9 protein-coding genes and 2 pseudogenes are annotated in these 12119 nt (G+C 49.6%); all 11 read right to left on the reverse strand.

The annotated features are described in order from the left end of the window. Nucleotides 1–115: 115 nt before the first annotated feature. Nucleotides 116–910 carry a hypothetical protein gene (locus KI809_RS03725; RefSeq protein ID WP_214170146.1) on the reverse strand — a complete coding sequence of 265 codons (795 nt, stop codon included), beginning with the start codon at nucleotides 908–910 and terminating at the stop codon, nucleotides 116–118. 389 nt (nucleotides 911–1299) lie between these two features. Continuing rightward, nucleotides 1300–2247 carry a glycosyltransferase family 2 protein gene (locus KI809_RS03730; RefSeq protein WP_214170147.1) on the reverse strand — a complete coding sequence of 316 codons (948 nt, stop codon included), beginning with the start codon at nucleotides 2245–2247 and terminating at the stop codon, nucleotides 1300–1302. A 272-nt stretch (nucleotides 2248–2519) separates the two neighbouring features. After that, complete coding sequence (locus tag KI809_RS03735) at nucleotides 2520–3236, reverse strand: hypothetical protein (protein WP_214170148.1); 717 nt, start codon at nucleotides 3234–3236, stop codon at nucleotides 2520–2522. A 520-nt stretch (nucleotides 3237–3756) separates the two neighbouring features. Next, nucleotides 3757–3954, reverse strand: a pseudogene (locus KI809_RS20905) (four helix bundle protein); the annotation flags it as partial. Nucleotides 3955–4033: 79 nt separating this feature from the next. Beyond that, a complete protein-coding gene (locus tag KI809_RS03745) occupies nucleotides 4034–4843 on the reverse strand; it encodes an ABC transporter permease (RefSeq protein WP_214170149.1) in 810 nt (269 codons plus the stop codon). A gap of 125 nt (nucleotides 4844–4968) precedes the next feature. After that, nucleotides 4969–6729 (reverse strand): YncE family protein, encoded by a 1761-nt coding sequence (locus KI809_RS03750; protein ID WP_246559166.1) that lies wholly within the window; start codon nucleotides 6727–6729, stop codon nucleotides 4969–4971. 15 nt (nucleotides 6730–6744) lie between these two features. Continuing rightward, nucleotides 6745–6915 (reverse strand): annotated as a pseudogene (locus tag KI809_RS20910) (hypothetical protein); the annotation flags it as partial. Nucleotides 6916–7092: 177 nt separating this feature from the next. After that, nucleotides 7093–8811, reverse strand: coding sequence for a tetratricopeptide repeat protein (locus KI809_RS03755; RefSeq protein ID WP_214170151.1), 1719 nt, complete (start codon nucleotides 8809–8811; stop codon nucleotides 7093–7095). 22 nt (nucleotides 8812–8833) lie between these two features. Further along, nucleotides 8834–9979, reverse strand: coding sequence for an SDR family NAD(P)-dependent oxidoreductase (locus tag KI809_RS03760; protein ID WP_214170152.1), 1146 nt, complete (start codon nucleotides 9977–9979; stop codon nucleotides 8834–8836). Beyond that, a complete protein-coding gene (locus KI809_RS03765) occupies nucleotides 9976–11163 on the reverse strand; it encodes a glycosyltransferase family 4 protein (protein ID WP_214170153.1) in 1188 nt (395 codons plus the stop codon). The genes KI809_RS03760 and KI809_RS03765 overlap by 4 nt, the downstream gene beginning before the upstream one ends. After that, nucleotides 11156–12103 (reverse strand): glycosyltransferase family 2 protein, encoded by a 948-nt coding sequence (locus KI809_RS03770; protein ID WP_214170154.1) that lies wholly within the window; start codon nucleotides 12101–12103, stop codon nucleotides 11156–11158. Before KI809_RS03770 ends, KI809_RS03765 begins: the two co-directional genes overlap by 8 nt. Between the last annotated feature and the right edge of the window lie 16 nt (nucleotides 12104–12119).

The raw sequence follows: 12119 nt of genomic DNA on the forward strand, positions 1-12119 counted from the left end.
GGGTAATGATATCGCTATCAGCACTTTCAGTGTAACGTTGATTGCAAGGCATGGTCTTTTAACAGCATGTTACTTAGCTTCCCCAAATCCCTTACCGGTCATGTATAAATGAAGTTTACCCTGTCAAATCACCGGGACTCCAGTAATGAAGAGTCACGGATGGGTTCTTAAACTTAAAACCAATCCGTGCAAACATGTTAAGCACCGGCATGTTGTTTGCTGAAATCATGGAATTGACCTGGGTGAACCCCTCGTTCATCATTTGCTTGAGAACGGAAAGCCAAAAAAAACTACCCAGACCGCTATTGATGTATTGCGTAGAAACGCCGGCTAGCAAGATAGAGCTTTCCTTACGGGCCATGAACGCAACGGTTTTGCCTATATATTGGAGAACATCAAAGGTAATCGTCTTATCACCTAACATATCATCAACCCAGTAGATATATCTCCTATCAGCAATTTTTTTACTGCATTTGAAGTCGAGGTGGAATCGGTCGGCAACAAATGACTCGCCTGCAATGTCCATGACCTCAGAACGAAGAGCACTATCAGATTTATTTATCGTGAATACATGTAGGTCGCAAAGGTCATACCAGTCAGGATAAAAACCGCTCATGTCTACTACGAAACGGGACAATACGTCGTTATTTTTGAAGATCGAATATGGAACAAGGGCAGTTTCGACAAAATAAAAGCCAGCCTGTTCAAGCAACTGGACGGTGCCCCTGTCTGGCTGCCCTATTCGAGCCTGTATGAATATGCTACCAAATTCTAGAGTATTACGTGTGATCGTATCCTGTAGAATTGCTTGATCAGGATTTGTGATAAAGTCTTCAGTTATTGCAAAACTTTTAACTCCCAGGTTTCTCGTTTCCCAAGGTATCTCACGCAGACATCTAATCTCAGACATTTATCGTCTCCGTCACTATATTAAGAACAATAAAAACAAATCCCTCTGGTTCTGTTTCATGCTCAGCGTTGGCTAATAAACAAGGGAATTGCTGCTTGAACCCCTCAATACTATTAACGTTATATCTTTTCTCCATTGGCTCACGGATGAACGATAATAATTGAGAGCGAGATATTAACTTAAGAACTTCCAGCCATAAATATTTTTTAAGTGTTGTTAATTCATATTGTAAAACACACCATATCGGCACTTGATAATGAAGTCAAATACAAGTTCACTACACTCCATTAACACAAGTAAACCAAGACTCTAACAACAATAAATCTGTCAACAATCAAAATCAGGTAAAGTTTTAAAATAACTACCTACGGGCACTAATATTTTATGAACTATCTTAAGACTTCTGATTTCACAAGTGATGTTGTTACTTTATTTATAACATAAAGTGGTCGTTTCTTGCTCTCATCGAAAGTTTTCCCAAGATAAATTCCTATGATCCCAAGGATACTGATTATTATCCCTCCGATAAAATATAACGATACGATCATACTATTCCAGCCTGGTACCGGTGAACCATACAATAAAGCCCGCCCTAGTATGTATGACCCATAACAAAACGAAAAAAAAGCCATTAAAAAACCTACCCGAACCGCAAGTCGAAGCGGTTTATCAGAATATGCAATAATTGTTTCAGTAGCAAGTTTCCATAATTTTTTAATGGTGTAAGTGGACTTACCCTCCAACCGTTCAGCATGTTTAACTTCTATACGCGCGGTAGGAAACCCTAACCATTGAATCAATCCTCCGAAAAAGCGCAATTGCTCGCGCATTCGCAGTACGTTTGATACAACCTTACGCGACATGATGCGAAAATTACCAATATCACCATCATATCTTATATCTGCCAGATAACTAAATATACGGTAAAAAAACCATGATGCCAGCAGTTTGAGTGGATGATGCTGCCTAACACCACGAAGCGCCAAGACTACATCATAGCCTTCAAGTGCCTTAGCATAAAGACGAGTTATCTCTTCCGGTTGATCCTGCAGGTCGCAGTCCATTACAACAACCCAATCGCCGTCGCAGTAATCAAGTCCTGCAGTAATCCCGTAGTGCTGACCAAAATTGCGGCTGAACTGGAGTCCCTTGACACGCTTGTCCTGCGCTGCCATCTCTTCAATAATTTCCCACGAACGGTCACCTCCGCAATCCTCAATAAATATAATCTCGAAGTTGAAAGTGATAGTCTCGAGAGATGCCTTTAATCGACGGTATAGCTCATGCAGACAGCCTTCCGCCTTGTAGACAGGAATTACGACAGAAATCAATGACATATCTTTCTCAATCTCTCAAACTGGAATTGGCGGTAAATTTTCAAAGTGAATTAGCTCATCAAAAGATAAAAGAAGTTACATGCTTTATATCATTGACAATTATCTTTATGCTGTCAATCGGATTGCCACAGAAAATACTTTCTTTAATAAGAGTAATCTACTGTTGTCTCTTCCCAGCTAATCTAAATCACTTGGTTTTATAAACATACATGTCCATAAAAAAAGCGGCTCACTAGAAGTGGCCGCTTTTGGATAAATCTGACTAGCTGAGATCAGTAATAAGCAACCAGTCTATCAACGCCGTTAATTGTAATAGTGAAGTAGCCTGCAGGTGCAGTAGGCAATGCGGATGCACTACCTGCTGAAGCAGCTGACTGTGTGACTGGATATATGGCAACCGTCCCGCTGCCTGGTCCAGCAGCAGCATTACCTACCTCTAAGTGATGTGTTGGCATTACTGAAACGTTTGTACCTGAAAGGGTAGGGTTAATACCAACATAACCATTGGTGGCATAGACAACTTTAGGATAGTTTAACATTTCAAAGGTTATAGGCTTAGGTAGTCCAGTACCACCCGTTGAAGCGTTGATTGAATATTTTGTACTTCCAGCCCTTAAAACCAAAAATTCATAATTGACAGGATCAGCATTATAATCTGTGGCAAAAACAGAAAGTTGAGTTTTTATGTTTGCATTATAGCCAGTCCCTTTTGGAACGACTTGCAGAGATGCCCCTGCATTTGGAACTGAGGTGTCACCATAAAGTGAAAGCAATCCAAAATTGAGCAACGGACCTTCAGCATTAACAAGAGACGGCGTCTTTCCAGTGGAAGTAGAGTTAAAGGTTATCTGCCCGGAATCAGTTACTACAACCTTTTTTGTTGTCCCATCAGTCCCCATAACCACCAACTTGTCCGCGGCAAACGCCGAGCCAGCCGTCAGGGCCGAAACTGCAAGTACTGCTGCTATAGCCTTCATCATCTTCCGCATTGTGAATGCCTCCTTGTTTTTATTTCTGTGAAGAGTGAATAGTAAAAAGTGAATCCTGACCAAGTTACAAGCGAGAGTCGTTATTTAGCCGAGTGCTTCTCAATTTAGCGTAACACTTTGGTTTACGCAACTAACTCGTGAGTGTTTATCTGAAACTGCCTGTTTGCAAAGGTTCTGCTTTCACGGGCTGTTTGCAGGGAAACAATAAATCAAATATTAAAGAACTGCAACTAAAAATCTTATTCTGGTGATTGATGCATGTTGCTCACAAACAAATCATGCAATTCAGAGGCCAAAACCAAAGTCAGCAAATAGTGATTTTGAAGCCGCGAAAAGTGGATAGATAGAAATTTTATTCTCTTCACACTCCTAACATTTCACTGGGTAATTCACTATTAGCATTTCATATTTCATAGTTTTTTACGTACATTAGAGATTAAGTGACCAGCAGCCCGGAAACTGACTGAAGCTGACTTTCACCTTGCATCAAATCGTCAGCGATAACAAAGGAATGTTCAGGCTACCTCACCTGTGTATCCAGTTCACTTAAGGAACCACCTGCAATGTTTAAAAACTTAAGAGCTCTTTTACTGAAAAAACGGGCTGTTCCTCCCACAATATTGCTCGGTATTGAAACAGCCGCTCGCCGCATTTGCAAGGTAATTCCATAAAATTTAGATTTGGCAAAACCTTCTGTGATTCGATAAACAAGCGTTGCAAGCGAAACGGCCTATTCACAAATATCAAGGTACTTATGTGCTCTTTTCACCATTTGACTTTTTACCATTCACTGGCAGTTATAACACATCGGCAAAGTGCGGTCGGAGACGGCGGAACACCACAGCGCCGATCAAGAGCAGCAGTATGGCGATCACCCAGAAATAAACGGTCTGTAGCCAGTGTTCCCAGAACCAGACACGGTTGATCAGCGAGTCGCGATAACCTTCAACGATATAGACCACCGGGTTGAGCTTGATAATCGGCTGGTATTTGGATGGAAGCTGCTTGACCGACCAGAAGATAGGAGTGCCCCAGAAGAGGAACTGCAGTGCCATGGCCACCAGTTGGCCGATGTCACGCAGAAAGATGATCAGGGCGGAGAAGAGCCAGGAGAGGCCGGTGAGCAGCACCAGTGAAGCAAAGAGGTAATATGGGATTTGCAGGGTTTGGAGCGGCGGTATAGAGCCGTTACCGGCAAACAGTAGCACGATCAGCACCATGAAGAAGAGATGGATCACCAAGGTTGAAAGGAGCTTGACCAGCGGAAGGATACCGATGCTGAAGGCAACCTTCTTCACCAGGAATGAGTTTTCCAGGATCGAAGAGGTGGCAGAGGACAGGGCATCGGAGAAAAAGAACCAGGGGATGATCCCGGCGGACAGCCAGATAATGTACGGCACGCCGCTGACTGGCTGGCTCCTGAAAACATAGCCGAAGATGAACCAGAGGATCACGATGTAGACCGTGGGGTGGACGAATGCCCAGAGCATACCGAGATAAGAGCCCAAGTACTTGGCATTGAAGTCACGACGGGTCATCTCCAAGATCAGCTGGCGCCGGGAAAAGAGTTCGGCGATAAAAGCCATGAATACCCTGAAATAGGTCATGACACCATCCTCCTACAGAACACACGGTGAAGCCAGATGATACTTCTTGTCATGATTAACCCTGACATAAAAACGGCGGCCACCATACCGTGACCGCCGTTCATAGTGCCTGCTGACTTTTGTCCTTACTTGATAATGACTGCGCCCCTACCTTCACTGTTGGAGCCAAGTGTCACGCTGCCATAAGCGATTGTCAGTTTCCCAGCGTTGGTTGTGCATGCAGCCGTATTGATTACAGAAGCGGTGCCGGCGGCGATAGTCCCGATGCTGTTGGTGGTGTAATCAGCCCAACCACCGACAATAGTTACAGCTGCAATTGACGAGCTAGTACCCAAGGTACAGTTGTTAAGAGAAATATCAGGAGTAGCTTTTGTGTCGATCGGGTTTAGTGCCGTACCTTGGGCAATCGCAGAATAAGCATCGTCCAGCGTCGACTTGTATTGAACAGTACCGCCCCGGTTAGTTCTGATATTGCCAGCTTGCAGATTGAAAATCGCTGTGGTCGTAAAGGTCCCGCCGTCAGCTCCCTTCAGTGATGCAGTAGCCTGATCAAGCGTAAAGCCACAGGAAGCTGACAAGCCTCCGCAAACACCCGTCCAGCCGGTAAAGGCACTACCTGGATCAGCAGTAGGGGTCAGGAGAATCTTGGTGCCGGCGTTGCTGGTCCCGGAACAGGATGTGCCGCAATCTATCCCGCCCCCGGCGATATAGGGGCCACCGGTGGAAATAGTACTGACAACCTTGCCGGAGCCGGTACCCGTCTTTGATACCGTAACGACATAAGCAGTACGAGTAAAAGATGCGTAGAGGTCCTGCGCCGTTGTTGCATTAATGACCCGCGAAGACACGGCACCGATGCTGCCGCCATTAAGTGCCACATCGGAAATGGAGCAGTTGGTAAACGGGGTGATATCAAATGTAATATTCTGACTTTTTGCAACCTGGTAGACACCGGAGGCATTCGGGGTGATCAGCTCAGCCGTAGTCACCGAGCCACAGTTGTAATCGTTCACGCCAGTGGTGACAGCCACAAAATCCGGGCCGGCAAACTTGCCGAAGGAGTAGGGACCGGTACCGATTACCCCAGCTCCGGAGCTGCCAGTAGTGGTGGCAACATTATTATTAGACTTGAGTACGATGGATGCCGTGCCAAGCGAGTTGTAATTATTGTCGGCAGTGATTGCCTTGACGCCGTCGGGAGTAAAGGCGATCCCAATCGGCATTGTCCCAACGGACTTGGTGGCAACGACAGCCATGCTGCCTACACCACTGCCCGAAGCGTCTACGGCCGACACAGAATCACTGGCTGTATTGGCGACATATACCCGGGTCGTGTTTGCCGAGTCAGCAATGGTAGGGTCAACAGCAACGCCCCACGGTGTAAGGCCGACCGCAATACTCAGCGTTTGTGTCAAATCCAATGCATTGACTACTGTCAGTTTAGAGGCATTAAAACTGGCAACAAAGACCTTTTTACCGTCAGCCGATACGGCAATCCCTCTTGGACCGGAGGGCACCAAGGCCTCCGTAGCATTTTTAACATAGCTACCGGTATCATTGGCATTGATCACCGCCATTTTCGCGGTACCGTAGCAGGATATAAAGGCGTTGTAATTACCGGAGCCATCCACAGGACCGATTGCGACCCCTTGGGGCTGGCAGCTTGTCGACATCGTCACTGTAGAAATCAATGACTTGTTGACTGCATTAATGATCGACACCGAGTCATCAGCCGGGTTGGCAACAAATAGCCGCGTTCCCGCGGCATTCACCGCCAAAGCACCGGGCTGTATCGCCAAGGGAATTGATGTGATGGAATTGTCCAGGGTATCGATGACCGATATCGTATTACTGTTCTGGTTGGAGACGTAGACTCTACTTCCCATTCTGTTAACAGCCACTCCAGCGGGGCTCGAGCCCACAGGCAGTACCGCAGTGACTTGATTGGAGGCAGTATCCAGAACCGATACCGTGTTATCGGCATTGTTTGCTATATATGCGAAGGGAGCAGCCTGAGCGATTCCCGCATACATTAGCAGACTGAAGACACTGAGTATTACCCTGAAGTACATTTTTTCCTCCTGTGCAGTTACGACGATGTTCGATTCGATTTCTTCATAATATGCAAAATTAAAACCAACTCTAACCGCTTGGCAAACAGTAGCGCCGCCGAAGCTGTGACACTCTATCACGCGGGGTGACTTGAAATCAACCGCAAAGAACGGGCCGGCAAAGTTCAAACGTGGCCATCACTTGCCCATAAACTGCGCACCCAGCTGCGTAGCCAATGGCGACTGAAGCTCCCTTAACCGTTCCAGAGATCGGGTCGCGGCAGCAGTGTCCCCCAGGCGCAGCGAGACATAGCCGTAATTATAAACAGAATTGGGATAGTCTGGACTCAACAACGAAGCGAGACTGAACCAGGTCCGAGCTTCGTTATATTTACCCTGCTGAGCAAGAGCTACTCCCAGATTGTCGTATGGCACATAATGATAAGGACGAACAGGAATCGCCTTACGGAGAGCATTTTCGGCATCCCCCCACCTCCCCGCATCGGCGTAAGCAGTGGCAAGAGTCAGGTGGTTTCGTTGGTTGTGAGGCGCTTTATCCCTGCCGTCAAGTGCAAATGCTATCGGATCCGACCAAAGAAGGTTGCGTTTTACGGTAGCAAAGGCATAACCAGCTATTACTATGCAAAGAAGCACCAGAGCAACCCTTTTCCCGGAAAACCATCGGAAAAGATCGGTAACCGCCACGGCAAAACCGAGCATCGGCGTGTAAAGCCGGTGTTCTACCATTGCGTCAAGTGGAATGATCGAAGATTCTACGGAGAGAGAGACATAAAACCACAAGATCCCGAAAGACAACAGCGGTCGTCGTCGGGCCAGCAGCAGCGCCAGAGCAATAAGCAACAGGTGCCCGGCACCAGCCGCAACGTTCGGCAAAGCAACCGGATCGGAAACCAGCGGATAGCCATAGTCGAACACCTGTCCGTACGGCAAGACCAGTAGCCGTAAATATTTCCAGAGCACTGTCATTTCAGTGGCAAGATAGAGCGACTGCAGGTTTTCCGGTGGGGTCTCAGCCCTCTTGGGCTTGGCGAGGTCGGCAGGTTTCAGTGGCGGCTGGCCGGGCACAAGCTTTTGCGTGGCAGAAGCAGCCTCTGCGCGCACCCAGTATTCGGCTCGACCGGCCTCTTTGAGCACCAGTTCGTCTTTGCCCACATGCAGATAAATAAACAGAACGGATATGAGCACGAAGGGCACGAGATAGACTAGGCGCCTGCAATCATGTGCCGAAAACCTGCCCCGGCTCAGAACCAGCCAGTCGAACAGGAAAATTTCCGCAGGGATCAGGACGGCATTCTGCTTGGTCATACAGGCAAGCACCATGGCAATCAACGACAGGACAAACCAGATGGTCGGTGCATATAAGCCGGCCTCAGAGAAGGTGGCGCGAGACTCGCGGGCCCGACAGTAGGCATAGAGAGCAACAAGGATGAAGAGCGACGAAAGGATTGTCATTCTCTGCACAATATAGTTGACGGCTTGGGTCTGAATTGGATGAACCAGGAAAATGAACGCGGCAGCTGCCGGCAAGATCACTGAATCCGGGACAGATAAAAGAAAGCGGCTTTGCTCCTGGCCGTTAGCAAAGGCACGCTTTGCCAAGAGCCAGACCATACAGGCAGCTAGGAGATGCACGGTGATATTGACCAAGTGATAACCGGTGACATCGAGAGCGCCGAAGTGATAATTAAGTGCAAAGGAGAGGTAGGCAAGCCCTCTGACCGAGAACAGCCCCGCGACCGCTTTCGTCAGGTCGTGCGCAATAGGGTTTTCCGTAATGTTCTGGGTGTCGTCAAAGAGCCACGGGACATGAAGGGTTCCGGAGTAAAGCAGGGCTCCAAAAACAATAAGTAGAACAATAGTAAGACTGCTGTATAAGCGGCCCAGCCGGTGTGACATGCCACCACCACCCCTTTCCGGCCTACATGAGATTGCGCACCCTGAGGGCTGATTCCGCCTCTTCGAGTCGATCGTCGCGCCGCTCTCCACGGGCCCAAGACACCAACTCGGCCACGCCGGCGGCAAAAGGCACCGCAGGTTCATAACCGAGTTCGGAGCGGCTCTTGGTGAGATCGGCAAAACAGTCCCGAATATCTCCCACCCGAAACTGGCCCTGATAGAGAAACTCCTCCGGGGTTGCCAGCTCCCGGCAGACGTGACGAGCAAGATCCAGCACCGTCAATCGCTCGCCGCTCCCGATGTTGAAGACATCACACCCCGAAGTCACATGAGCCAGAGCCAACAGGTTGGCCTGGACGACGTCGCGGACATTGACGAAGTCACGCCCCTGCAGACCGTCTTCATAGATCGCTATCGGGCTGCCGGAGAGTCGGCGAGTCACAAAGATAGCCCCGATACCGGTATAAGGGTTCCCGAGCGCCTGCCGGGTCCCGTAGACATTAAAATACCTCAGCACCACCGAGGGGATGCCATAGGTGGCGGAAAAAATCCTGAGTAGTTCTTCCTGGACCCTTTTGGTTTCGGCATAGACGGAAATCGGTGCCAGCGGCTTCCCTTCGGCGGTGGGGAGCGGTTCGAGCGGCTCACAGCAGGAGGGGCAGAATATCCGCCATTCCGATCCCTCAAGCGCCGCTCTGCTCCGTAACGGCGGGAAAACCGGTCCGCAGGCAGGGCATAGATAGGCACCTTCGCCATAGACCGCCCGGGAAGAAGAAAGAATAATCCTGCGAACTCCGTGATCGCTGTTGGCCAGGACATCCAGAAGCATGGCCGTGCCGCCGACATTCACATCGCAGTAGCTGTGGATCTCGTACATCGACTGGCCGACCCCGGTCTGTGCCGCAAAATGGCAGATAGCATCCACCCCTGCTATAGCCCGGGCCAAATCATCGCGACACCGAACATCGCCCTGGTAAAACTCGACTCGACGATCGATCCAGGCAGGCAACTTTCTTTCCTTGCCATGAACCTGCGGATCGAGCGAATCAAGAACCCTGACGCGATAGCCGCTGGTAAGCAGGGCATCGCAGGTATGGGAGCCGATAAAACCGGCACCGCCGGTGATTAAAATCAAAGAACCGGGTACTAGACTGGAGTTGTTTGTCATTGCATCAGATCCCTATATACCTTTGCCAGTTCAGCATATGCCACTACTGGGTCGTAACGCCTGACCGCCTCTGCCCGACCTGATTCTCCGAGACGCCTGATATCCTCTGGCATATCGACAAGCCTGTCGATGACGGCAACAAGCGCGTCAACATCCCCCGGAGGAACTAGAAGGCCGTTGCAATCATGCGTCACCACTGTGTTGACCCCTTTAATATCGGTTCCAATTACGGCAATGCCGCTGGCGAGATACACCGGCAACTTGCCGGGGACATTGTCGCCGTACAACCGCAGACAAAAGCCGATGTCGCAGATCTTCAAATACTGGGGCAACCGTTCAAACGGCTCGTTATCGACGAACGAGATCCGATGAGCGATACCCAACTCTCCGGCAATGGTGCGGTATGGGGGAAGAGGCCGGCCGAACAGTACCAAACGCACGTCATCACGTTGATCGACAACCCGGCGAAACGCCTCTAGGAGAAAATCTACCCCCTGATACTCTTCCATCCCTCCGGAATAGATCAGGAGCTTTTCGTTGTTGGGGCGAAGGCGCCGCTCCAGTTCCCGGTCAACCTGCTCATCATGCAGATAAAAGGAATCGAGTTCCGGGACATCCTCAACCAGCACGATCTTATCGGCATCATGACCGGCCGCAATAAACTCGTCGCGCCGCAGAATCGATTGCGCTACGATCCGGTCCACCCTCCGCTCGATCCATCGCTCAAATTTTGCCAGCGGCTTGATCAGAGGCGATGCTGCTGAAATAGTCCCGGTGGCGATTAACTCCGGGACAAAGGTGCCGTGGGCATTATAGATCACCCGCGCTCCAGTGAGCAGCCTGACAATTATCCCGATAAGAGCCCCTTCATGCAGATGCCCGTCTATGACCCTGATCCGCTCCTCCCGCACCACGCGCAATACGGTCCAGAGCAACAGGATATCATACAGCAGTTTTGCCATATTAGCGCCGGTGCGCTTGATGGTGAGCGGCAGCGGGACTGTCCGGTGGATCCGGAAGGGGAAACATCCTTGTTCACCTTGGAAGAACGATATGACCCGAATATCGAACTCGGTGGACATTGCCTCTGCCAACCGCCGGATCCGAAGCGGGGTCCCCCGGTCAATGTAGAAAGGACAGGGGGCAATCACAGCTACTTTCAAGCGGACTGACGAATCAGCCATTGAAGTTGATTCGCTCTCGAACTGAGTAAATCGGTTTCCCTTGGGCCTCATAGTATGTCCGGGCGTTGAGTTCGCCCAACAAGCCGAGGGCAATGAACTGCACCCCCATGAATAGCAGAAAAGCAGTCAGTATCAGCAAGGGATTCCGGTTCATGCTCATATGTTCGAAAATCTTCATGTAGATGGTGATGCAACCGGTAACAGAACCGGCGGCAAACGAATAGATCCCCCATTTGCCAAAAAGCTGGATTGGCTTGGTAGAGTAGCTGAGCAGGAACATAACCGTCATTAGATCCAGCACGACCCTCATTGTCCGGGAAATCCCGTATTTGCTGGTTCCGTGCATCCTTGGATGGTGACGGACCGGTAGTTCCGCCACCCGGGCACCAACCTGGGAGGCCAACGCCGGGACAAACCGATGCATTTCGCCATAAAGGTTTATCCCATCGAGTACCTCACGGCGGTACGCCTTCAAGGTGCACCCATAATCATGGAGGTGGACGCCGGTCATCCTGGATATCAGTCCATTGGCTATCACCGACGGCAGTCGGCGACTGATGAAGGTGTCCTGACGGTCCTTCCGCCATCCGGAAACCACATCATAACCTTCGGCTATCTTTTCGAGCAGTAATGGGATATCGGCAGGATCGTTCTGCAGGTCGCCATCCATCGGCACCACTACATGTCCGGATGCGGCATCAAACCCAGCAGCCATTGCCGGGGTTTGGCCGAAGTTGCGCCGAAACCTGATCACCTTACACGAGGGGTCGTTGAGAGCCATCTGCTTCATCAATTCCCAGGAGCCATCAGTAGAACCGTCGTCCACAAGGATGAGCTCCCACGAAAAACCATGACCTGCGACGGCCTCGACAACTCGTTGATGGAGAATCGGAAGGTTTTCCACTTCGTTATAAATCGGGATAACGATACTCAAGTCCATAATTAGTCCATTATCT

Source organism: Geoanaerobacter pelophilus, from assembly GCF_018476885.1.
GTDB classification, from domain to species: Bacteria; Desulfobacterota; Desulfuromonadia; order Geobacterales; family DSM-12255; genus Geoanaerobacter; species Geoanaerobacter pelophilus.